General features: G+C 40.9%; 14 protein-coding genes. 8 read left to right on the top strand and 6 right to left on the bottom strand.

Annotation, left to right across the window (positions count from 1 at the left end):
- Positions 1–3 precede the first annotated feature (3 nt).
- Together CSQ79_RS16550 and CSQ79_RS16545 are read left to right on the top strand one after the other, a co-directional pair.
- Positions 4–930 carry a bestrophin family protein gene (locus CSQ79_RS16550; RefSeq protein WP_099702272.1) on the top strand — a complete coding sequence of 309 codons (927 nt, stop codon included), beginning with the start codon at positions 4–6 and terminating at the stop codon, positions 928–930.
- A gap of 20 nt (positions 931–950) precedes the next feature.
- Positions 951–1,880 carry a ribonuclease D gene (locus tag CSQ79_RS16545; RefSeq protein ID WP_099702271.1) on the top strand — a complete coding sequence of 310 codons (930 nt, stop codon included), beginning with the start codon at positions 951–953 and terminating at the stop codon, positions 1,878–1,880.
- Between the two features lie 168 nt (positions 1,881–2,048).
- On the opposite strand, the gene CSQ79_RS16540 is transcribed toward CSQ79_RS16545, so the two are convergent.
- Both CSQ79_RS16540 and CSQ79_RS16535 read right to left on the bottom strand, forming a co-directional pair.
- Positions 2,049–3,779: a ShlB/FhaC/HecB family hemolysin secretion/activation protein gene (locus CSQ79_RS16540; RefSeq protein ID WP_099702270.1), complete on the bottom strand. Its 1,731-nt coding sequence runs from the start codon at positions 3,777–3,779 to the stop codon at positions 2,049–2,051.
- Between the two features lie 119 nt (positions 3,780–3,898).
- Positions 3,899–7,630 carry a two-partner secretion domain-containing protein gene (locus tag CSQ79_RS16535; RefSeq protein ID WP_099702269.1) on the bottom strand — a complete coding sequence of 1,244 codons (3,732 nt, stop codon included), beginning with the start codon at positions 7,628–7,630 and terminating at the stop codon, positions 3,899–3,901.
- A gap of 307 nt (positions 7,631–7,937) precedes the next feature.
- Here CSQ79_RS16535 and CSQ79_RS16530 point away from each other — a divergent pair, with 307 nt between their 5' ends.
- On the top strand, positions 7,938–11,324 hold the full coding sequence (locus CSQ79_RS16530; RefSeq protein ID WP_099702268.1) for a two-partner secretion domain-containing protein: 3,387 nt from the start codon (positions 7,938–7,940) through the stop codon (positions 11,322–11,324).
- A 15-nt stretch (positions 11,325–11,339) separates the two neighbouring features.
- Here CSQ79_RS16530 and CSQ79_RS16525 read toward each other — a convergent pair whose 3' ends face one another.
- Positions 11,340–11,675, bottom strand: coding sequence for a hypothetical protein (locus CSQ79_RS16525; RefSeq protein WP_099702267.1), 336 nt, complete (start codon positions 11,673–11,675; stop codon positions 11,340–11,342).
- 398 nt (positions 11,676–12,073) lie between these two features.
- Complete coding sequence (locus CSQ79_RS16520) at positions 12,074–14,638, bottom strand: fused MFS/spermidine synthase (protein WP_099702266.1); 2,565 nt, start codon at positions 14,636–14,638, stop codon at positions 12,074–12,076.
- Between the two features lie 205 nt (positions 14,639–14,843).
- On the opposite strand from CSQ79_RS16520, the gene CSQ79_RS16515 reads away from it, so the two are divergent.
- From CSQ79_RS16515 to CSQ79_RS16490, 5 genes are all read left to right on the top strand, one after another.
- A complete protein-coding gene (locus tag CSQ79_RS16515; RefSeq protein WP_099702265.1) occupies positions 14,844–15,707 on the top strand; it encodes a Tab2/Atab2 family RNA-binding protein in 864 nt (287 codons plus the stop codon).
- Between the two features lie 89 nt (positions 15,708–15,796).
- Positions 15,797–17,107 carry a TldD/PmbA family protein gene (locus CSQ79_RS16510; protein ID WP_099702264.1) on the top strand — a complete coding sequence of 437 codons (1,311 nt, stop codon included), beginning with the start codon at positions 15,797–15,799 and terminating at the stop codon, positions 17,105–17,107.
- Positions 17,108–17,163: 56 nt separating this feature from the next.
- Positions 17,164–17,748, top strand: coding sequence for a GDSL-type esterase/lipase family protein (locus CSQ79_RS16505; protein WP_099702263.1), 585 nt, complete (start codon positions 17,164–17,166; stop codon positions 17,746–17,748).
- A gap of 28 nt (positions 17,749–17,776) precedes the next feature.
- The gene (locus CSQ79_RS16500; protein WP_099702262.1) at positions 17,777–20,455 is read left to right on the top strand and encodes a chloride channel protein; all 2,679 of its coding nucleotides are present in this window, start codon (positions 17,777–17,779) and stop codon (positions 20,453–20,455) included.
- Positions 20,456–20,735: 280 nt separating this feature from the next.
- Positions 20,736–21,740, top strand: coding sequence for a dihydroorotate dehydrogenase-like protein (locus CSQ79_RS16490; protein WP_099702260.1), 1,005 nt, complete (start codon positions 20,736–20,738; stop codon positions 21,738–21,740).
- Positions 21,741–21,747: 7 nt separating this feature from the next.
- Here the strand turns inward: CSQ79_RS16490 and CSQ79_RS16485 are convergent, their stop codons facing one another.
- Both CSQ79_RS16485 and CSQ79_RS16480 read right to left on the bottom strand, forming a co-directional pair.
- The gene (locus CSQ79_RS16485; protein ID WP_099702259.1) at positions 21,748–22,731 is read right to left on the bottom strand and encodes an alpha/beta hydrolase family protein; all 984 of its coding nucleotides are present in this window, start codon (positions 22,729–22,731) and stop codon (positions 21,748–21,750) included.
- A gap of 191 nt (positions 22,732–22,922) precedes the next feature.
- Positions 22,923–23,783 (bottom strand): hypothetical protein, encoded by an 861-nt coding sequence (locus CSQ79_RS16480; RefSeq protein ID WP_289501224.1) that lies wholly within the window; start codon positions 23,781–23,783, stop codon positions 22,923–22,925.
- Positions 23,784–24,344 lie beyond the last annotated feature (561 nt).

Here is a 24,344-nt window from a genome sequence, read left to right as displayed (position 1 = left end):
TTGATGCATAGCGAAAAAATCCACTGGTTTAAATTAGTTTTTCGGCTTCGTGGTTCAGTCATTCCAGCAATTTTTTATCGAGTATTAATATGTGCCTTATTTGGCTTCTTTATTTCGCTATTATATCATTTAAAATTTCCTGTATCCCAACCTGTTTTTGGTAATCTTGTGCCTAGTGTTGTTATTGGTTTACTGCTTGTTTTTAGAACTAATACAGCTTATGAACGCTTTTGGGAAGGACGTAAAGCTTGGGGGACTTTGGTTAATAATGTACGGAACTTAGCACGGCAAATTTGGGTAGCAGTTATTGAAGTTAACCCAGAAGATAGAGAAAGTAAAATTACGACTTTAAGGCTTTTAGCTGCTTTTGCTATAGCCACTAAACTCCACTTAAGAGCAAAGCCTGTCAACCAAGAATTAGCTAGTTTGATATCTCCAGCTCAATTTAATAAATTAAAAACCATGAATAATCCTCCATTAGAAATAGCTTTTTGGATTGGAGACTATTTACAAATTCAGTACAATCGTAGTTGCATCGATGCTTATCAATTAGTTGCATTGCAAAATTTACTCAATAGCATGGTAGATGTCCTAGGAGCCTGCGAACGTATTTTAAAAACCCCTATTCCGCTTGCTTATGCAATTCATTTAAAACAGCTATTATTAATTTACTGCTCATTATTACCTTTTAATCTTGTTGGTAATTTAGGTTGGTGGACTGGAGCCTTTGTTGCTTTAGTAAGTTTTATTGTTTTTGGTGTTGAAGAAATTGGTATTGAAATAGAAAATCCTTTTGGTTATGACCATAACGATTTGCCTCTCAATGCTATTTGTGACACAATGGTACGCAATATTGAAGATTTAATCAGTCTTAGTCCTAGTGTTCACTCCTATATAGGCAATTCTAAAACTAGTCAAAATAGCAATTAGTTTCGTATAGATTTTTTCTAATGCTTTATTCAAAAAATACTAATGAAATCCGTACTTTGATTGCCCAATATACTCAAGCAAAAATATTATGGGTTGACACAGAAATAGCAGATTTTAATACTCGTAACCCTCGTTTGTCCTTGATTCAGTTTTTAAATAATGAGAAGGATATTACGGGAGAAACAGTAGTTGTTTTAGATGTTCTAAATCAACCTGAAATTATAGATGAATTTGTATGTACAATTATGTTTAACCCATCAATTGAAAAAGTATTTCATCAAGCTAGTTATGATTTAAAATTCCTTGGGAAGAATAAGGCAAAGAATATTACATGTACTTTAGAAATGGCAAAAAAAATCCCATATTATCTTCTGCCATTACCTAACTTGTCTTTAAAAACTTTAACTGAAGCTTTGTGTCATATAGCAGTTGATAAAACTGAGCAGACAAGTGACTGGGGACAGCGACCTTTGAGCGACATTCAACTACAATATGCAAAGATGGACCCAGTTTATCTAGCAATGGTACATCAACAACTATTGCAATTGCGACTTCTTAATAATCCTAATCCTGCAACAGAAGATTTAAGCTATTTGACTACAAGATATCTAGAATTAAAACAACAGCTACAATTATTAACTTCTGAATTTGAGCATATTGAAACACGTTTAAAATCAGCCATGCAAACCCAGGAAGTTTTAGAAACTGATAATTTAAAACTTTCACAGTCGCAACGCAAAACAATAAAAGCAGAGTTTGCTCAATTAGCAGCAGTCATTCAGGAGCATGGATTAGAGTTTAATTTTCCAATTACTTTAACTCAAAAGTTACAAAAAGAATTAAAAGATGTAATTTCTGAACTCTCACTTCAAGTAGAAACAACAAATAGTTGGCGATTAACAGCAAAGCAATCTGAAAATATAAATCAGCCAGATGAGTTAGATTTTTAGAACTAATTCATAAAGATAAATTTATAGACAGTCTAATCTGGTTCACCTAAAATATTAGGCTTGATCTTAATCAGCGATTAACTTGCTTTTCAAAGCAAGCCAAAGAACTCTTGATATTAAAGTTAATTTGAGTATAAACTAATGCTTTACTTCAACTGATATTTCTGATTAAAACGGTTGATAGCGCAAGGAAAAGTAAAGACCGTTATCTTGTAAGGAATTACCTCTATTGGTAACTGCTATAAGTGGAACTCCATAGTCGAGACGTAATGCTAGATTTGGGCTAATTAACCAACGCAAACCTAGTCCTAAACCAGCAAGCGTCGCCGGATCAGGATTAGGAAAGCGATTATTCCAAGCTGTACCAATCTCAATAAAAGGTGCAATTTGCAGTATGTTTGGATTAAATGTCAACGGAATGCGAACTTCCACTGAACCTAAAATGGCATTATCTGCAACAATTTCGTTTTGACGATAGCCGCGTATAGTATCAATTCCACCAAGACCAAATCTTTCTAGCGATAATAAGGAATCTGGTGTCAGCTGTGCATCCACTCGAGATAGTAAAATAATTCTAGGTGAGAGTTGTTGTACCCATTGAAACTGACCTAACCAGCTAAAGAATCTACCATCAGTGTCAGTATTGTTAATTGTGGCATCAAAGGCATCAATGCCAAAACTAAATTGCGATCGCGCTGCTAAAACTCGTGTTGTCCCACGGTCTACCCAATCTTGAGCAAAGCGCACTACACTCACTCTTGATTCTCCATTATCAGGTCCTTCATTAAAGGAAAACGGTTCACCAAGTAAAAAAGTCCGACTGCGACGCAGATCAAATGCTAAAGATAATCCAAACTCGTTGGTAGGAGATTGTGAGACAGGTTGACGAAATGACAGTGACAAGGTGCGGGTATCGCTTTTGATATCAAAGTCGCGAAAAGGATCTTCAATAATCCGGCTATCGCTATTACCGTAACGTAAACCCAGTGTCCCATTGCGGGCATTTACAGGAATTGCATAGTTAATGTCATAGATATCGAGTCCCTCAGTAACACCATACTCTGCACTCAAGCGATCGCCAAATCCTAATAAATTATTGTGGGTTGCAAATACACTTCCTTGCAGTGAACCAATGCTAGGAGACTGACGATTATCTGTATTCAAGCCAGCGGTGAAGGGAGGGTTTTCTTGCAGACTGACTTGCAACACATTGCGCCCAGCGGTACTTCCTGCAGTTAACTCTGCATTGACTTGACGAATTAACGGATCAATTTGTAATAGTTGTAACGCACGTTCTAAGCGTTGTTGATTGACAGGTGTTTTACTTGCATTTTCTAAACGCGATCGCACATACTCTGAACGTAACCTTTGTAATCCAGTGATATCGATACGTTCGAGTTCGCCTTCAACAACTTGGATTGTGACAATACCACTAGTAATATCTTGATTGACAGGCAAAAATGCACCAGAGGTAACGTAGCCATTATTAATATATAGCTGAGTAATATCTGTGCGCAGTTGAATTAAATCTTCAAAAGTAACTTCACGGTTTGTGAAAGCTTCAGTTAATTCAGCAATTTCGTCTTGTAAAACCGTACTTCCTAGTACTTCTACTTTGTTGACAAGAAAGCGATCGCCTGTTATCGGAGGAGTTTCGGGTGATGGAGTTGGAGGAACTTCTAATGTAGGTGCGGGTAACTGTAACTGTGGTGGTGTTTGCGGTGGTTGTGGCGGTTGCGGAAGAGTGCGTTCGATTGTTTCTGGTGTATCGGGTGGAAGCGTGACTCCTGATGGTGGAGATTGTGCTGAGACACTTTTGGTGATGAGAATGGGGATAATACTGAGGGCGATCGCGATTCCTTTCTCAGTTTGGAGTGTACTAAGAATATTGATATTCATTTATTAAATTTTATCAGTAATTTTGCTGAATTTATATTATTTTTAAGTGTATTTTATACAATAAAATGCTCTATAAAAGATGTTCACTCTTATACTTTTTAATAAAAAGCTACGAATGACTAAGAACACTCGCGGCTCAAAATCAATCGCCCGTTACTTAAGCGGTATGCGCCTTGAGGTTCAACAATGCGATCGCCTAGTTGCCATGTACGAGAGCTTGTATCAGGTACCGAACGCACACTTCCAGTAGAATATGTAGAGGCTGCTTGCTCTCCTGGACGACTCGGCAAACCACCAGCACCTGTAATGAGGAAACTACCTGCTTGATTGCGACTACGTGCTACACAACTGTTTGCGACTAAAGTTTCGGTGTTAGTTAAGTTAGCAGGCAATTCTGTCAGGCTATTTTGAATAAAACTAACATCGGGGATATCAACAACTCCAGCTACTGCACCACTGGCATTAATATCAACGCGGTTATTGCCATCTAAAGTACTTGGGTCACTATTAAGTGCAGCTGGTTGAAAGTTTTCACCAAAGAATACAGGAGTATTAAGAGCAATATTACCACCGCGACCGTCTTGGGCAAACGCGAGGATATCGCTGTCATCGAATGCGAGGATCGAGTTAGCAGTTAGGGTGATGTTACCACCGCCACCAGTACCACTAGCAACATTGGTTTGAATGTCACTGTCTCCACGCAGGCGGATGTCTTGGGCTGTAATCGCTATTTCTCCACCACTAGCTTGATCGGCAAAAGTGAGAATGTCACTGTTAGTAGACTCAATCAGATTATCTGCATTGATAGTAATGCTTCCTGCATTTCCCTGCTGTTGAGAACTCGCATTAATTTGGGCGCGATCGCTTAATCTCACTGATCCAGCTTGAATATCAATGTTTCCTCCCCGACCATTTCCAGAAGTCGAAGCAGATATCTGTCCCCCCTCCTGAACCGTTAATTGCCTAGTTACAATACTCAAATCTCCTCCTTGACCTGTGGCGTCTGATCCAACAGCAGTACTCAACTCGCTAGGCAACAACCCATCTGCAAACCTTCCCCTAACTTCTATTGATTCAGTCGCATCAATTCGCAACGAGCCTGCATTGCCCTGACCCAAAGTAGCCGCTGATACAATTGCTCCATCCCGAACGCTTAACAGTCCTGTTTGAATTGTTAAATTTCCCGCATTTCCACCGCCAAAAGTTGCAGTCGAAAGACTACTCGAATCTGTATCTTCTGTTGTATTGTCTACGCCAAGTAAATTGATTGATTCAGAAGCTTTAACAGTAAGATTTCCGCCTTGCCCAGTTCCAAATGTTGCGGCACTAATCCGTCCTCCGTTTCCAATAACTAAGCGGCTAATTTCAATTAGTAAGTCGCCCGCATTGCCAGAGGCTTCAAAGTTAACTTCAGAAGAGATGTTTGTTTCTCCGCCGATCATGCTTAGTTGCCCAGTTGTGACAGTTAAATCTCCTCCGGTTCCACTTGCCCCAGCACCTTCTGGACCAGTAAAAAGACCTGTTGGATTGTCGTCAATTACTGTATCTGAGATGTCAATCGATTGAGTAGCGTTTACTGTAAGACTTCCTCCTGAACCACTGCCAAATGTACCAGCCTGTATCTGTGCGCCATCGCTAACCGTCAGGCGCTGCTTAGTTTCAATAAGTACATCTCCCCCAGTTCCAGTAGCTCCTGAATTGACTTGAGAAGCTATTTTGCTAACAAAAAAATTGTCATCAGACGATAGACCACTCACTTCAACAGATTCTGAAGCACGAATAATGACATCTCCGGCATTTCCTGTACTAAGGGTAGAAGCTCTAATTTGTGCTCCATTGGTGAGTCTTACCTGTCTAGCATCAATTGTTACAGTTCCCGCATCTCCTGAACCTAATGTATCTGATGTAATATCGCCACCGGTGCGGAAGCCGTTAGGAAATGGTTCGCCGACAAATAGTGCAGTACCTGTAATGCTTAAGTCTCCAGTTTTGATAGTGATACCTCCACCATCACCTGAAGTTTGGGGAGAGCCAAATAAGCCTACAAATGTAAAAATGTTTCCGCCATCTATACGAATAGAGTCATTCGCTTGAATGAAAATACTGCCTCCGGCTTCTGTTCCAGTAGTAGTAGCTACAATTTGGGAAAATTCCTGCATTAGTAACCTATTTCCCTGGATTTGAATATCACCTCCGTCACCACTGGCAAGAATAGAAGCAAAGGGAGCAAGCTGAATCTCATTAGCATTTAAGCTAATATCGCCCTCTTTGCCAAAGTCAGAGAACGAAGTGACGGAAGATTTAGAACCAAGAGAAATCTGCTCGTTCGTTATCAGTCTGATATCGCCAGATTGACTCATGTCAGAAGAGGAGTTGATAGAGGCGTTTTGATTGAGGAAAATACTACCTCGCGAATCAAGGACAACTGAACTACCATTTCCACCAATTCCACGCGCATCAATTCCAAGTTTTTGAAACTCTGCCCCTATTCTAGAGAACCCTTCTCCAATAATCTTAATGTTTGCAGATGTTAGAGAAAGGTTAGGTTGATACTGATTGGTCAGATAAACAACACCATCTGGAGGATCTATGATAATATTCCCAATTGAAATATCAGCACTAGAGGGATTTGTCTCGTATTCTCCACCAAAGAATAAGCCAGAACCAATAACGGCAATTCCATCTGGACTACTAACTATCGCAGGATCGACTCCGGCGCGAATATCAAGTGTTGGGCGATCGCTACCATCAATAGGCAATACTGTACCATCTGATAGCGTGATGTCTTCAGCAATTGACGTCGATGCCGTGTCTGCATCCATAATTGCAATTGTACCAGGAACAATTACAGAACCTCCAGCTAAAATATGTAATGAAGTTCCAACATAGTCATTAAAGAATAAGTCTCCGGCAACAAATATGATTGGATCGTAAAGACTGTACCAATCTCCTAAACTTCCATCAAGCTGCTCAATCCGAAAATTTCCGCCACTCCAAAAATGAGCATCGCCTCCTATTGTATTTGCACGTAGCACCAAATCTTTACCAGCAAATAGCCCACTATTGGCATGATTTAAGGCAAAAATGTCTATCGCTTGTCCTTGAACAAGTAATTTTCCACCCGCTGCTGCAATGAAAGGATTTACGACACTATCTCTTACTTGCACTGTGTCGTTCGCTTGCAGTATTAAATTCTCGCCTGCTAAAAGCTGACCTTGAAGATTCAGATTATCTGCTGATAGAGTAAGGTTCTTACCTACGGCTAAATTGCCTGTATTGATAATATTCCCTGGTTGACTAGCTACTTGATTAAAAAATAGCGCTCCTGGAGTTACTGCAAGTAAACTACTCTGCTGTGGTTCCGTTGCATTAAAATATCCACTGTCACCAAGTTGAATTCGATCTGCGGTTGAGGCAACAAATGAGCCTTGAATGTCTAAACTAGCACCTTGTCCAAAAATAATACCATTGGGATTTATCAAGAATAGGTTAGCATTACCTAAAACACCAAGCGTACCCAGAATGTTAGAAGGGTTGTTTCCTGTAACTCGACTGAGAATGTTTTCAATTCCCGCAGGATTACTAAAGTAAGCGCCTCTTCCTGCATCAATATTGAATTCTTGAAAACTGTGAAATAGGTTAGTACTGCGAATTGCACCACCATCAATGCGATCGCTCGCAGTTCCATTAATAACAACATTAGGTGTTACTACTGAATTTTCACTACCAAGCGTGGTATCTGGTGTAATCTGGGCTTGAACGCAAGTTTGTGAAAGTGCGATCGCTCCGACAATTCCTATAAATCCTACTATTTTCAATCCACGCCAACCAATTTCACTTGTAGTCGTCACAGGTTTATTGCCTCAACACACTGATGACTCTGATCTCGTTCTGGGATGATGTGTTTTAGATTATACTTCTACGTAAATTGATAAAAACTAAATATTTGCTTAAGAGCGATCGCTATTTTTGTCCTACTATTTAATACCTATCAGAACGATATATTCTCAACTAAAGTTTTGGCAGTAATTGCTATTGAAATCAAATGAAAGAATCAAGAATATAAAAAAAATAGCTTAGTTATGTGAGCGATCTAGAAACTTGCTTTATTAGTAATGTGTATTCAATTTAAATTGCTTTGCAAAGGAAGCCATTATAATGACAAAAGCTTGGCTGAATAAATTTTGGCTGTTTGGATTAACTAATTCTTTAATAATAAGTAGTGCGATTGCATTATCTGAAGTATCCGTCGCACAGGTTCAGCCCGATTCTACTTTGGGTAGTGAATCCTCTATTGTTAATTCAGTGGATGAAAATATCGATCTTATTAGAGGCGGAGCAATTCGCGGTACTAACCTCTTACATAGTTTTCAAGAATTCAATATTGGTGAAGGTAAAGCAGTTTATTTTGTCAATCCTCAAGGAATCGAGAATATCTTCAGCCGAGTTACGGGTAACAATCCTTCTCAAATTTTAGGAAGATTGGGCGTTTTAAAAAATGCTAATCTGTATTTACTCAATCCCAACGGTATTATTTTCGGGAAAAATGCCAGTCTAGATGTTAAGGGTTCATTTGTAGCAACTACTGCTGAAAGTATATTATTTGAGGATGGTCGAGAATTTAGCGCAATTAATCCACAAAAACTAATTTTAGAAATTAAAGTTCCTCTTGGTTTGCAGATTGGGAATACTCCAGGTGCAATTGTTAATCAGTCGGTATTTGGTTTACAGATGCAACCAGGAAAAAACTTATCTTTAATAGGTGGCGACGTTAATTTAGCAGGTGGAATCATATTTGCACCAGGAGGAAGAGTCGAGTTAGGAGGATTATCAAAGCCAGGAATCATTGATATTAATAGTGATGGAAGTTTGAGTTTTCCTGAAAATGTAGAAAGAGGCAATGTTTTTCTCAATCAAGGTGCTGTTGTCAATGTACTTGCAGGGAGAGGAGGTGCGATCGCAATTAATAGCAAAAATTTAGAGCTGAAAGAAGGAAGCGCTTTGATCGCTGGTATTGCATCAGGTTTGGGTTCTCCCGAAGCTCAAGCAGGAGATATTATTATTAATGCTAGCGATAAGGTTACTTTTGATGGAATAAATCAAAATGGTATTTCTAGCGGTATTTATAATAGTGTATTTAACCAAGGTGTAGGTAACGCAGGGAAAGTAGAGATTGCTACAAATGATTTTTCTTTAACCAACGGAGCAAATATACTTTCTACACTTAATGGCACAGGTAAGACAGGAGATATAGATATTAAGGCTAGCAATAATTTCTCTATTGATGGTAAAGGCTTAGTTACCAATTTACTAATCACAAATAGTGGAATTAAGAACCAAATTGGAGAAAATGGCTCTGGTAGTACAGGTGATGTTATCATAAGTGCGAAAAAAATCTCTCTGACTAATGGCGGTTCTATTAACAGCTTCAACTCAGGAAAAGGAACTTCGGGTAATATTGATATTTTTGCAAATGATACTATCTTTGTTGATGGAAGTTCAGAACCATTTATTAGTTCTATTTCTAGCTTTATTGATCAAAAAGGTGTAGGTAACGCAGGAAACATTCATCTCGACACTGAGAATCTTCTTCTTACTAATGGCAGTAGTATCACTAGCTTTATCTCTGGCGAAGGTAACTCAGGAAATATAACGATAAATGCTAGTAATAATATCTTATTGGATGGAGAAGCAAAATTTAGAAACAACTTACTCAGTTCTATTATTACCTCTGTTCAGGGGGGAATAGGTAATACAGGAGACATCATAATTACTACTAGAAATTTATCTCTCATAAATGGCGCTCTCATAGGAACTGACAGTAGTGGTAGAGGTAACGCAGGTAACATTGGCATTACAGCTACAGATAGTGTATTTATTGATGGTCAAGGTAGCAGAGTAGGCGCAGATTTATTTAGTCAGATTTCTAGTGGCGTGCTTCAAAATGCTGTAGGTAATGGTGGCAAAATTGAAATTGCTACTGGAAATTTGAGACTTAGTAATAAGGGTACAATAACTAGCACAAGTGATGGTCAAGGTAACGCTGGTAATGTCAGGATTGAAGCACAAAAAGACATTATTTTAGATGAAGGCAATATTAGTAGTGTAGTATTTGTGAACGCTGAAGGAAACGGCGGAGATATTAGTATTACTGCCAAAAACGTATCGCTAATCAATAATGCTGCGCTTAATACTGATAGCTTGATAAAAGGAAACGCTGGTAATATTTGGATTAATGCCACTGAACATTTTTTGATAAAGCAAAGTTTCATCAGTAGTAGTGTAACTAGAGGTAATCTTCCTCCTCCTAGTGGCAATATTAGTTTTTTGGGAATAGGAAATGCAGGAGATATTACAATTAAATCTGATCGTATTGTTTTAGAAGATCATGCTAGAGTAGCTACTGTTAATGGAGGAATAGGAGACGCAGGAAATATTTTCTTTGAAGCCAATAATACTTTTTCTGCGGCAAACGGAAGCATAGTAAGTAGCAATATAGGACAGCTTAACGGAACGTCAGCAGCAGGAAAAGTTGGCAATATAGGGATCGCGGCTAAAAATATTTTCTTGACTGAGGGTGCTCAATTACAAGCAGCATTTTTACTTAACACTACAGGTGAATCGGGAATTGTATCAATCAAAGCTGTTGATTTTATTTCTGTTACAGGTTTGAACAGTGGTATTTCAACTACCGTGTCTCCAGGTGCGATCGCTAATGGTAGCGATATTAAACTTGAAGCAAATGCTGTCTTGATAGCTGATGACGCTAGGCTAAATGCAAGTTCTTTTGGAGTAGGGAATGCTGGAAACATTAAAGTCAGTGCAGATTCCTTTACTCTTGATCGCGATTCATCTATACTTGCGTTAAATACACCTTCAACTGAAGTCTCAAATAATTTATCTGGTGGTAATGTTACTCTACAAATTAGCGATCGCCTAATCCTCCGCAACAACAGCGATATTTCTACACGAGCTAGTAGCAATGCTAACGGCGGTAATATCGAAATAACATCTGGTGCAGTAATTGCCTTTGATGATAGCGATATCTTTACTTTTGCTCAAGCAGGGAGAGGTGGAAATATTACTCTCAATACTCCTGCTTACTTTGGTAATAGTTTTAATTCAGCTTCTTCACAAGTCAAACCAGATTCTGCAAATAACTTCTTAAATAACAACGATCGCGCTGATATTAACGCCACTGGTGCAGTATCGGGAGTTGTCACAATCCCAGATGTCAGCTTTCTGCAAAATAGTCTTACAGAATTACCTGAAAACACCATTGATACAAATGCTTTAGTCGCCAATAGTTGCATTGCACGCAGCGATCGCAGCGGAACATTCACTATAACAGGTACAGGTAATTTACCCAATCGTCCTGGAGATGCTGCGGTGTCATCTTATCCCACAGGAGATGTGCGCGGTGTAGAAAGCGATCGCACTTCTACACATCGTCCTTGGAAAATAGGAGATCCAATTATTGAACCGCAAGCCGCATATCGTCTTACCAATGGGCAAATCGTCTTGAGTCGGGAATGTGGAAAGTAGTTGATATATGACACATTAAATAAGAGGTTTACTACTGTCAATTCGCTCAAAGATTTTCAACAAGTTTTTATCTTCAATATCAGACACATCTACTCCAAAAACTTCTTTAATTTTTGCTTCTAACTTTGTGACATCATCAATTAAACCAAAATCATATAGACTTGATTCATCCGAGATGAACGCCCACCCACAATCAAGAACCAATTCAACAAACTTCTCCACTGTTTCGCCATGAATATCTACTTCTTGTTGTGGTGCAAATTCAAGAGGTTGGTTGTTGATATCATCTAAAATTTTTGCAATTTCATCTTTGTCTGTTATTTCTTCCCAAGAATGGTGGTTTAATGACATTTTGTTCTCCTTTTTTAATTGTGACTTATTGTCTTAAATTGTGCCAATGATACTAGTGACTAAGAAAGCTGTAATTAATGATAAATAGCAAATTGCAAAACTATAAAAATTGGTTACTAATTCATCTAAAGCTTTTTATTATTAATTTTTGCTGTGTTTGTCATAGTTACTTTCTACTTGATTTAATATGAATAATAAGAGCAAATATCAAGTAAAATAATCAATATTTCCGCAAGTTTGATCGAATGAAATAGAAAAATAGTTAGCATAATTCAGTAATTAACTTTGCACAAAAATACACGGCATTGCAAAGCTTATAAAAAAACTTATGAACCGTCCCCTGCACTGCTTCCTCTGCACTGAGGTAATCGAACTTCATTTTGCAGACTGTCAAAGTGCTAACGCCTCAACAGCACGCTAGCTGGAGATAAATCCTGAAGCTCATCAGATGGCGAGAGTACTTGAAATTTTTCTAGGTAAGGGCGAGCCTGCTGTTTGCTACCCTGTGCTGACAACTGGGCATATCGAGAGTAATTGTGACCTGCATTCACGTAGCCATATTGTGCTGAAGTGAGGTTAACAAGGTAGGGATCGGCTTCTGGATTGACAGCTGAACGGATCTGATGATACAAATGTTCTCGCTCAGAGCCAACTAGAAAACGCGCTGTGCCAGTTTGTACCTGTCGATGAGTTCGCGGTGCAAGATATTCAATTAGAGGGTAATCGTCAGTGTTAATCGGGTAATTGTCGAATAGTTTACTTGCAGTAATGTTACCAACATACAACCGGAGTAAAAGGGCTGTTAAAGCCTCATCGGAGGTAGGAGTAGCGATCGCCTCTAACTGATTCATCAGATAGCGTCCATGCCGAGCAATCACTTGGGGATCGAGTGGCTGTGCCTGTTTTTGCCCAATTAATGCCACTATAGAGCGACTAGGTGCTAGATCGCCACGCCACATCACCACCTGAGGAAAGACTTCTGCCATCGTACGAGCAATGATGCCAAACTCCTGCTGCGATACTTGATAAAGCGGAATCCACTGCACAAAGATACCATCCGGCTCTAGGCGTTCCTTGGCAATTTGATAATTCTCCAAAGTGTAGAGATTACCCGTACCCCGTTCCCAGGGCGTAAATAAGTCACTAATAATCAAGTTATAGCGATCGCGGCTGCGGCTTAAACAGTTACGTCCATCTTCGGCATGAACTGTCACTCTTTCATCTTCAAAGAGTCCTCTCGTCCAAGGCGTAAAATGAGCTTTTGATAAAGAAACAACTTCAGGTAACAACTCACACACCACAAGCTTGACTGGAAACGCCAAAGCAGCACCTGCTGTAATCCCTGTTCCCATTCCCAAGTAGAACACTGAATCAGGCTTGGGATGAGTCATCATTGGTACGACAGTTTGATTTTGCTCGAAGTGCAAATTACGCGAACTACCCAGCGTGTAATACGTATTAACTCGAATAGCTCGTCCGCCTCTAGATGTATCAACTACTGCAACTGTGGCATGAGAGCCTTCTTGTATCTCTACGATTCGGTCATTGGCACGAGTTCCAATAGGCACTGTTTGCAGCGCTTGCAGATTCATTCCAGTCAAGAGAACTGCCGCAGTCACTAAAACTCCCGCGACAACTAAACGAATTATAGTGGTGCGAAGCAAAGCGATCGCCGCCACAATTACCAAGTAAATGCTAGCCAGTAGCAATAAACTTCGCCATGCTCCGAGTAGCGGCAACAGCAAAAAGCCTGCACTCAGCGATCCTAAAATAGCACCAGTGGTATCAGCAGCAATCAGTCGTCCGACTTGCTCACTAGGCTGTCGCGGATCGGTTTCTAGTATTCTCATTAAGTAAGGTAGCACTGCCCCTAATATCATTCCAGGTAGCAACATCACTAATCCTGCTACGCTGGCGATCGCAGATAAATAACTTTCCCAATTGAGATCCCGTCCCAAGTAAGTGAATCCATCAGTCACCTCATAAAATAGCCACGGAGAAACCGCTGTAGCGCTACTAGCTAGCAGCAATAACCCGCATAGAATCAGTGGTGGAGCAGGACGATGCAACCGCGAAAGAGCATTAGCGATCGCTGCTCCTAACGAGAGAGCAAGCAAGAAAGTAGAGAGAACAAGGGCATAAGTATAAACAGAATTCTGTAATACTTGAGAAAACAGCCTTGTCCAAATCACTTCAATTCCAAGAGTGGCAAATCCAGAAGAAAATGCCGTTGCCCAAACCAGAGGATTAGGTAAGGATAAATGAGGCGATCGGTTGGGGATTTTAGTATCAGAATTAAATTTCTGTTGCAAATCCGATGAAATGCTTGACTTTTCTGTCTTTGTACTAGCTAGTAACACCGCCAATAACCCAACTGTGAAATCTAAACTCACTGCTAGTAGATAGGTATTACGAAACCCTAACAGCAGAGGTAAAACAAACCCAGTTGCTAACGCCCCCGACGCTGAACCGGCTGTATTGACAGCATAGAGTTGAGTACCAACAGTTGCCAATTGATTTGGATGACGTACCAAATGCTGCACCATCAGTGGTAAAGTACCACCCATTAAAAAAGAGGCAGGTAGCAGCAAAGTTGCGGCAATGATAGCTTTGACTAGCGTGTCTAATATTGGAGAATGACCGACTGTAGCGTAGAAGATGGGATACAGCGCATGATAGACATCAACAAGAGCGAAATGCCCTAGTGCAGTTAATGCCACTCCGATTTCAACCCACCCAAACCAGCGCAAACTAGAGGTATGAGGAGCGCGACGACCCCAAAACCAACCTCCAGAGGCAAGCCCTGTAAAAAAAATGGCAATAGTTAAAGCAGCTGCTTGAGCAGTACTGCCAAATAGCAATCCTAACTCGCGCACCCATAGTACTTGATAAACAAGTGCAGCAAAGCCTGAGAAAAATAACAGGATAAGTAGGCTAGTTGAGGCAATCCGATTTTTTGGCATATCCTGATTTATCCGGTGACGCCATATATGCTATGCACTTTAATAACAATTATTTTGGCTAGGTGCGGTACATACAACATTCTATATAGATTCAAGAGAGCAGTTTCAGCTTTGATCTGAAAAGAGTAAAGAAAAATCCAATCAGCGCGATCGCTGCATTACCTTGTACGATCTAATCAAGTAAGCCATATTCTTACGGCAAGGCATGGGCAATATCTGGGAAATTGATTTTTACTCGCGTCCAATTTTGGATGAAAACCAAAAAAAAATTTGGGAAGTTTTAGTATGCGAAAGTCTTACGGATATTCGTGCAGAACCTAATTCACTGTTTCGCTTTGCCAAGTATTGTCCGAGTACGCAAGTTAACTCAGTTTGGTTGCGCACTGCACTAGAAGAAGCCATCAAAGACGCAAACACTACTCCTGTCAAGTTTCGCTTCTTCCGGCGTCAGATGAACAACATGATCGCTAAAGCCTGTGAAGACTTGGGAATTCCTGCACAACTTAGTCGTCGGACACTAGCATTAAATCAATGGCTGCAACAACGTATGGAGGAAGTTTATCCGCAAGAACCTGGATATCAAGCAGCAACAAATCCTTCGGTACGCATGGAAGTCCCTTTACCACAACGTTTACCCGATGCCTTAATTGGGCAACAATGGGCATTTGTCTCTCTAGAAGCTGCGGCGTTTGCTGAAATGCCAGAGTGGGATATTGGATTTAGTGAAGCTTTCCCACTATCAATAACTGGCGTTCAACCTGAAACAAAAATTCCTGGACTTATTGTGTTTTCTCCTCGTGCAGTCCCTCTAGCAGGGTGGATGTCAGGTTTAGAATTAGCCAATATTAGATTTGACAACCAACAGACACCACAACTCCTCTTAGAAACTGGCGTTACTGAAAGTTGGATCTTGGCAAACTTCAAAGATCCCAAGGCAATTGCAGAAGCTAAAAACTTTGAAACAGCTAAGCAACAAGCTAACGGAGTACACTTTTTGGCAGTTCAATCAAACCCAGAAGTAGAAGCTTTTGCAGGATTTTGGCTATTACAAGAACCCAATCTGCCGTAAATTGGTTGCAGAGCTATATAAAGTACTAGCAATAACTAATCGTGCTTGTGCTTCATAGTTCATCATCACTTCCACACTCAGCATCGGTCATGGGTTCTGAAAATTTGCCACACTCAACACTTGCAGAACAACTACTCGATCTCTGTGCAAAAGCAGGAGCTGAGGTAGCTGAAGTGTATCAATCGCGATCGCTTTCTCGACCAATTTTTTTTGAAGCCAATCGCCTCAAACAGCTAGAAAGTACTCAAGCCGAAGGAACCGCCTTGCGATTGTGGCGTAACGGACGCCCAGGACTCGCCGTTGCTTATGGTTCTGTAGAACCCCAAGCCTTAGTAGAACGCGCTTTAGCGCTGAGTCAACTCAATGAACCTGAAACAATTGAAATTGAGAGTCATTCGCAATCCCTTTATCCTGACTTGGGTGAAGCTGTCAGTGTCGAACAACTGATTCATTGGGGAAAACAAGCGATCGCCCTCATTCGGGATGCCTACCCCGAAGTGTTGATGAGTGCTGAGTGGGATAGTGATGTCGAAACAACCCGACTAGTCAACTCTTTGGGATTAGATTGCTACTATACTGATACCACTTTGGGTTGCTATTTATCTGCCGAGTGGGTGCGCGGCGATGATTTTCTGAGTGTCTCTGACGGACAAACCGAACGCGGTAGCTTACACCCCGAAAAAATTGCCCAGCAAATTATCCAACGCCTAGAGTGGGCAGCAGAAAATGTCGCATCTCCCACAGGGAGAGTTCCTGTATTATTTACCTCTAAAGCTGCGGATATGCTTTGGGGAACTTTACAAGCAGCACTAAATGGCAAGCGTGTTCTTGAAAAAGCTTCTCCGTGGAGCGATCGCATAGGTAAACCAGTGATTTCTCCTGTTTTAACTTTATACCAAGATCCTGAAGCAGGACCTTATAGTTGCCCGTTTGACGATGAAGGTACGCCTACGCAACGAGTCGTTTTTATCCAAAATGGTATTTTGCAGCAGTTTTACTGCGATCGCACAACCGGACGTCAACTAAATATTGCTTCTACTGGTAATGGCTTTCGCCCTGGGTTAGGAAGTTACCCCACGCCAGGAATGTTTAACTTACTAATTCAGCCTGGTTCTGGTTCACTGCTTGACTTAATCGCTAAGCTCGATGATGGCATCGTTGTCGATCAAATGCTAGGTGGTGGTGGTAGCATTTCTGGCGACTTCTCCATTAATGTTGACTTAGGCTATCGTGTCAAACACGGTCAAGTATTAGGGCGCGTCAAAGATACAATGGTTGCTGGCAATGTGTATACAGCACTCAAACAATTAGTCGCGCTTGGTGGCGACGCTGATTGGAACGGAAGTTGCTACACTCCGTCTATGATTGTCGAGGGACTATCAACTACAGGTAAAGGTTAAGCGATTAATGATTAGTTTTTTTCTAGCCACTAGTCACTAGTCACATTTTTGATACTATGCGCATTTGCTTTTTTGGAGACTCTTTTGTCAATGGTACTGGCGATCCAGAGTGTCTGGGCTGGGCAGGAAGAATCTGTGCTGCGGCTTGTCAACAAGGACATGACATCACCTACTACAACTTAGGAGTACGCAGGCAAACTAGTACAGAAATCAAAAATCGTTGGTTAGCAGAAGCAAGTTGTCGCCTGAGTTCAGAATTTGATAGCCGCGTTGTGTTTTCGTTTGGTGTAAATGACACGACGCTAGAAAATGGTAAAACTCGTGTTGATTTTTCCACATCTATTGAGAACTTATCTCATATTCTTAATACTGCAAAGCAAATGTTTCCTGTGTTAATGGTAGGACCACCACCAACACCAGATCGCGAACAAAATAATAGAATTGCGCGTTTATCCGTAGAATATGCTCAAGTTTGTCAAAAAATAGACATTGCATATTTAAATACTTTTACTCAGTTGCAATCTTCAACGATTTGGTTTCAAGAAGCCGCAGCAAATGATGGCTATCACCCAGGTGCAGGCGGTTATACTGAACTGGCAAACATCGTCCAAAGCTGGTCTTCTTGGTTATCGTGGTTGTAGTGAGTAGTGTTTATTACCTTCACCCCTAATGTCAGTTCAGCCCTTCCGTAAATGGCTATTACCGCGCCGTCGCTTAGCGATCGCTGAAGCCTGTTTAATCGGATTAGTCGCCGCCTTTTCTGCTATCGTACTGCGAGTTGGAGTCGGCTGGATTGGTGCATGGCGAGTTCAAACTGCTAGCTTAGCTCCAGCATGGCTGATTCTACCAGGAATTGGTTTTTTCTTAGGATACATTGCTGGGTTCCTTTTAGACCGTTTAGCACCTGAAGCATCAGGAAGTGGAATTCCGCAAGTGAAGGCGAGTCTTGCAGATGCACCTGTTAAGTTATCGCTACGCGAAGCCTTAGTCAAACTTATTGCTTCAACAATTGCTTTAGGTTCAGGGTTAACTTTAGGAAGACAAGGACCTACTGTTCATGTCGGTGCGGCTTTAGCTGCACAATTTAGTCGCTGGGTTCCCACATCTCCAGAACATCGACGACAAATGATTGCGGCGGGTGCAGGTGCAGGATTAGCAGCAGCATTTAATGCCCCCATTACAGGGGTATTATTTGTGATTGAGGAGTTACTGCAAGATTTATCGGGATTAACTCTAGGTACGGCAATTATCGCCTCGTTTATTGGTGCGGTTGTCTCGCGGATTTTAGGGGGGCGAACTTTACAACTGAATCTTGTTTTAACAGCATCTCAAACAAGTTTCTCGCTTGCAGAACTGCCATTTTTTTTGTTATTAGGACTTTTAGCAGGAGTCCTCGGTTCATTGTTTAACCGAGGAATTATTGCTAGCACAAAATTTTACAATCAATCGCGCTTAAGTTTACCACTACGAATGGCGATCGCTGGTGGAACTTCTGGTTTAGTCGTTGCGTTCTTACCTGCTACTTTTCGAGATAATACAGGTTTACGCGAGTTTTTGATTACAGGAGGCGCAGATTGGTCTTTGGCTGCGATCGCTTTTGTTGCGCAATTTACGCTAACGCTCGTTGCTTTTGGTTCAGGCGCACCTGGAGGATTGTTTGCACCGAGTCTAATTTTGGGTTCGTCTTTAGGATATCTCGTTGGTGTCGCTGAACAAAGTTTATTTGGATTTGGTTCGCCAGCGACATACGCACTAGCAGGAATGGGAGCATTTTTTAGTGTAGTTTCCAAGGTTCCGATTACGGCGATTGTCATTGTGTTTGAAATGACAACAGATTTCAACTTGGTGTTGCCGTTAATGATCGGTTCAGTGACAGCGTACCTGATTGCAGATAAGTTTTTCCCTGGCTCATTATATGACAAACTTTTGGAATTAAAAGGCATTCGTCTGCCAAAAGAAGGTCCTATTCAAGGACTTTTAATTGAACTCAAAGCTAAAGACGTGATGCAACCACGTGTGGAAACGTTAGCCGCACAATTGAGTTTAGATGAAACTATACAAGCATTCTCGCGTTCTCAACATCGCGGTTTTCCTGTCGTTGATGAAGGTAAATTAGTTGGCATTGTCACGCAAGCAGATTTGGCTAAAGCACGAGAACTAGAACTTCCTGGAGATACGCTGTTAAGCGAAATCATGACACCTCAACCAGTAACAGTTCATCCTTTGCATAGTTTGAGTGAGGTGTTGTATCGGTTAGATCGGTTTAATTTGAGTCGTTTACCCGTAGTTGAAAACAAAAGACTAATTGGCATTATCACGCGGGCTGATATCATTCGGGCAGAAGCTGATAAGCTGAATGGCGAAACACGCGAAATTGGACCACAACCACAGCCTTCTTATGTCGTTTACCAAACGCGATCGCCGAGTATTGGGAGAGGAAGGTTACTTGTTCCACTAGCAAATCCTCAAACTGCTGTTTCTTTACTACATTTAGCAACAGCGATCGCCCGCGAACGTCATTATGAATTAGAGTGTCTGCAAATTATTCTCGTTCCTCGCCGTAGTTCCCCTGCAGAAACTGAAGTGAGTACCGCAAAAAGTCGGCGGTTGTTGCGCGAAGCTGAAATTTTAGCAAGAAAATGGAATATTCCGATTCATACGCAAATTCGCGTTGCACATGATGTGTCGCAAGCAATTCTAGAAACCGTAGAAGAACGCCACATCGATTTATTGTTGATGGGTTGGAAAGGAAAAACAATTACTCCAGGTAGAGTTTTTGGCAATGTTGTTGATACCTTAATTCGGCAAGCAACGTGTGATGTTATTTTGGTAAGATTTGGAGCAGGTTCAAAGGTTAAAGAATCCAGTGCAGCTAAAGATCTAGCCATTCAAGACACGGATACTGGAACTTTATTACAAGATGTGGAGCAAGCTTCTCCAAATTTTAATCGCTGGCTTGTCCCAATGGCAGGTGGTCCTAATGCAAATGTAGCAGTTAAACTACTGCCTGGGTTAATTAGTATAGGTAGTGCGCCTTACGTTCGGTTGTGTCAGATTTTTTCCCTGTCAGAAACTCAGCCTGATATGAAAGTATTGAAAACAGCACTGCAATATTTAATTCGGCGACGTCATTTTGTGGCTACAGTTGTTGCAACTCCGGTGAAAGCTTCTTCTGTTGTTGATGGCGTGCTCGATTTAATTGAAAAAGACAATATTGATGTTGTCATGCTGGGAGCAAGCCGCGAAGGATTACTGCAACAAACCATTAAAGGCAATATTCCGGCTATGATCGCTAGTCGGGCAAAATGCACTGTGATGTTGTTACGCGGTTCGTTGAATCTACAATAGACTTGCTACATGAATTGCAAGTGCCCTGTGACTGAAGTCGGGGCTACACAGACAAAGATGTGCCTCCGCACACTATTAGGTAGTAGTAAGTTCACGGAGGTGGATAAGGTTTGTTTAGCTGCAAATTTATTTGCCAAGCTTATGAGCGCCAACAAAAATCACAATTTCCTCACACCATTTTTATATAAAAGTAGATGGGTGACGAAAGAAACTATAGATAGCTGAGTTTCAATTGCAAATCTCGAACTGCAAACCAGGTAATTTACATCAACATTGATATATGGACTTAACAACAACTTATCTAGGGTTAACACTGCGATCGCCATTGATTCCAGCAGCATCACCCTTATCAGAAGATATTGATAACCTCAAACTGATGGAAGATGCAGGTGCAGCTGCTATTGTCTTGCATTCACTTTTTGAGGAACAACTACGTTCACAACGCCAAGAAGCCTACGATCTTACGCACAGTAGTGTCACTTCTGCCAACACTGCATTTCGCGGTGGTTCTGAAGAATATCTTAATCACATCCGTCGCGCTAAAGAACACGTCAATATTCCCATCATTGCTAGTCTTAATGGTTCATCGGTTGGTGGTTGGACAAATTATGCTCGACAAATTGAGCAAGCGGGTGCAGATGCGCTAGAACTCAACGTCTACTATGTTCCTACCGATATGGAAGTGACGGGCGAGCAGATCGAGCAAACTTATATTAATATTCTGCGAGCAGTTAAAGCATCGGTGTCGATTCCTGTGGCAATTAAGCTTAGCCCTTACTTTACCAACATGGCAAACATGGCAAAGCGATTAGATGATGCAGGTGCAGACGCTTTAGTCTTGTTCAATCGCTTTTATCAACCAGATATTAATCTCAAAACTCTCGCAGTTGAGCCGAATGTTCTATTAAGCACACCCCAAGCCATGCGCTTACCGCTACGCTGGATTGCAATTTTATCCGGACGCATCAACGCTAGCTTAGCTGCAACAAGTGGAATTCACACTGGGCAAGATGTAGTTAAACTACTGATGGTAGGAGCTAATGTGACAATGCTGTGTTCAGTCCTCTTGCAGCATGGCATTCTTCACCTACACGCAATTGAGCGAGAACTAGAGCAATGGCTGACAGAACACGAGTATGAATCGCTACAGCAATTGCAAGGAACTTTAAGTCAGAAAAATTCTCCCGATCAAAGTGCATTTGAAAGAGCGCAGTACGTGCGATCGCTCCAAACATACAAACCTGAATGGGCACGCATTTACGAATCATCTTACTACTTTGGCTAAAGATGAACTACTTGCGTTCAAATGAAGCAATTAAGGGGTTGTGAGACACTAAGTGTTGATTGAGAGTTTCTATAGCAGTAGATTGATGACAAACATGAGCCTCAATAAATAAACCAATTGCTTCTGCGATTAAATTCCTTAATTGTGCTTCTGGTTGAGTTGCCGGAAAATCTAAGAAAGGTCTACCTGTTGTAGAATCAAACGGATGTGCTATCGAAAAATGGTTCGCTCCTTCTAAAAGAAGAAGATAACTATCACCTCTGTTGGCTGCGATCGCCTCCTTAAATGTACGTACAATTGGGGTTGTTGCTTGTTCCCAATCAACTCCGTAGCGATGGCTGCTTTTGGCAATCACTCCATCACAGGTTCCTCCAATTAACATTAAAGGTAAAGCATCAGGTAAGGGCAAAATTGTGTTTGGTGGATATCCTAGCTGTAAAATTGCTGCTGTATGAGCGCCATAAGCAAAAGCTGCGACAACTTGCGGAAAAAACTGTGGATTGGCGCTTTCAAGTGCGACTCTACCTCCAGCAGAATGCCCCCCTAAAATGATATTTTGTAAATCGAGTAAGCCAGCGAGAACTCCTTGGGATTGTAAACGCTCCAACTCAGCTAAGAGCGTCGGTAAAGCAGAAGCAGTTGGAGCAGTACCATAAGTATTGGGAGCTAGATTTTTGAGATCGACACCAGGAGTCAGCGCAACCATTCCAGGGATATTTTGCGATACCCAAGCAAAGGTCACAACGACTAGTCCGCGTTCTGCTAATTTCACAGCAAGCCATTGATAAATTTCAGGACCGCAGTTGATACCATTAAAGAAAATTACCACTTTAAAAGGCGATCGCTCTTCATCCGCAGGAACAACGCCCATATCCTGTTCTTGATCGCTACCTGACATCTGGGCTGGATAGAAAACCTTGAGGTGAATGGTGTCGTAAGGAGAAGGAACATCTGCGACTTTAGCTGCTTGGAAAATTGCTCGAACACTCATGTCTACTACACCTAAAAACTACATTAGACTTTGTGGGATTAATTAGGTTAAAGGGAAAAGTTTATACATAAAGAATGTTTTTTTGGTTTAATTGATATTAAATTTCTTATTTTGGTGTGTGCAGGTATACCTCAAGTGGTTAACCTCTGAAGAAGACTAAACTTTCAGAAATTTGGAGCGCTCTATTGGTCTTAATCATGTCCAGTTAAACGATAGTATTTGTGTGGATATCGCCAGCGGACAAGATTTTTCATGATTAAATTCATCCAAACTTTACTGGGAACATATTCAACTGCAAATCCCATTGTTGTTTTAGGCAAATCTAGCGCTGAATTTTCCCGTACGTGCAAACCATCGACAATCTCGTGGATTTTACCAGAACGACGGCAGATTTGGACAAACTCATAGGTTAATCCAGTGACAATGCTAGTTGGTAAAGCCTCAGTCGCATAATAGCCACTAACCATGTATGCAGTGCCATTAACAGCATATCCATCGATATAGCCACCTAACTTGTCTCCAATGAGACCTGCAAGCACCAGTCGATGTTTGTTAGTGCTAAAGTCTTTTAAACCTGCTAAATAGGTTTCTTTTGTGAGTAGATTCTTGTGTTTCGTTCGTTGCAGCGACGAGCAAAAAACTTCGTATCCTTGTTGTTGCAACAGTGCTGGACTCATGAGCTGTACGATTGTAACCATTTTGTGACATTTTCGTACATGAGTTCTACGTTTTTGAGGTAAGATATGCAAGTCATAGTTAGCAACGTCAGTCAACAAATAAACAGGTACTGAACCGTTAGCAACTACAGTATCATCAGTATGTAGTGCTGCCCTAAATCCCCAACACAAAGGTGTAGGGCGCGTTGCTTCTTGGGCACTCAAGCGAGCCATTAAATGAATTGGCTGATAAAAACCAGGTATGACTTCTTCCCAGTAGCGCCCATGATGATAGGTGATACGCGCACCCTGCTGGCGACGCCAACTAGCCATTTCTTCTTCTGTCATTGACATTAACACAGAATCGGATACATGCCGTATCTGCAAGTCACTCATTAGCTGCTTTCCTATTGACATCTCGTTCAAGGTAGTCAACGCAGGTTTTTGCTGGAGTTTTAGACTAATTTATACAAAACAATCCAGCATTGTTAAATTCATTAAGAAACCTACTGAAGTCATGAGTAACATACAATATTATGCAATTCCGAACAAGTCAGGATAGAAGTGAGATTTTTTTATAGGTAGACAAAAAACTCAGTGTAATATAAGGCACGCTAATATAGTCACGGTTACGAAGGTACTCTCTGCAATTCTAGCGACTGATAAATAACAAGAAAAAGACTGCCATAATTAGCATGCAATATTTTTGATATACCAATAAATTATAGTTATTCTAGCTCTAAAGTCTGTCAAAAATATTTTTGACAACTTAGATAAGATTGCTCTAGAAAACACAGCAATTTACATAACATTACTTATCAAACGCTATTTTCCTCTTAAAAAATATTTACAAAAAAAATTGAGAAAATTCCGAAAAACTCGATTTGTAAATAGAAGACATTAATACACTCACAGATTAGTTGCAAAGCTAACTGTCACTATAATTTCAAAGGGTGA

The organism is Gloeocapsopsis sp. IPPAS B-1203, assembly GCF_002749975.1.
Classification (GTDB): Bacteria; Cyanobacteriota; Cyanobacteriia; order Cyanobacteriales; family Chroococcidiopsidaceae; genus Gloeocapsopsis.
Note: the sequence above shows the minus strand (reverse complement) of the source record. Positions and strands in the feature narration are given on the sequence as shown.

Coding starts and splice junctions, on each gene's coding strand:
- CSQ79_RS16540 (WP_099702270.1), bottom strand. CDS start 3,779: ATGAATATCAATATTCTTAGTACACTCCAAACTGAGAAAGGAATCGCG.
- CSQ79_RS16525 (WP_099702267.1), bottom strand. CDS start 11,675: ATGTCATTAAACCACCATTCTTGGGAAGAAATAACAGACAAAGATGAA.
- CSQ79_RS16505 (WP_099702263.1), top strand. CDS start 17,164: ATGCGCATTTGCTTTTTTGGAGACTCTTTTGTCAATGGTACTGGCGAT.
- CSQ79_RS16520 (WP_099702266.1), bottom strand. CDS start 14,638: ATGCCAAAAAATCGGATTGCCTCAACTAGCCTACTTATCCTGTTATTT.
- CSQ79_RS16500 (WP_099702262.1), top strand. CDS start 17,777: ATGTCAGTTCAGCCCTTCCGTAAATGGCTATTACCGCGCCGTCGCTTA.
- CSQ79_RS16510 (WP_099702264.1), top strand. CDS start 15,797: ATGGGTTCTGAAAATTTGCCACACTCAACACTTGCAGAACAACTACTC.
- CSQ79_RS16485 (WP_099702259.1), bottom strand. CDS start 22,731: ATGAGTGTTCGAGCAATTTTCCAAGCAGCTAAAGTCGCAGATGTTCCT.
- CSQ79_RS16480 (WP_289501224.1), bottom strand. CDS start 23,783: ATGAGTGACTTGCAGATACGGCATGTATCCGATTCTGTGTTAATGTCA.
- CSQ79_RS16530 (WP_099702268.1), top strand. CDS start 7,938: ATGACAAAAGCTTGGCTGAATAAATTTTGGCTGTTTGGATTAACTAAT.
- CSQ79_RS16490 (WP_099702260.1), top strand. CDS start 20,736: ATGGACTTAACAACAACTTATCTAGGGTTAACACTGCGATCGCCATTG.
- CSQ79_RS16545 (WP_099702271.1), top strand. CDS start 951: ATGCTTTATTCAAAAAATACTAATGAAATCCGTACTTTGATTGCCCAA.
- CSQ79_RS16515 (WP_099702265.1), top strand. CDS start 14,844: ATGGGCAATATCTGGGAAATTGATTTTTACTCGCGTCCAATTTTGGAT.
- CSQ79_RS16550 (WP_099702272.1), top strand. CDS start 4: ATGCATAGCGAAAAAATCCACTGGTTTAAATTAGTTTTTCGGCTTCGT.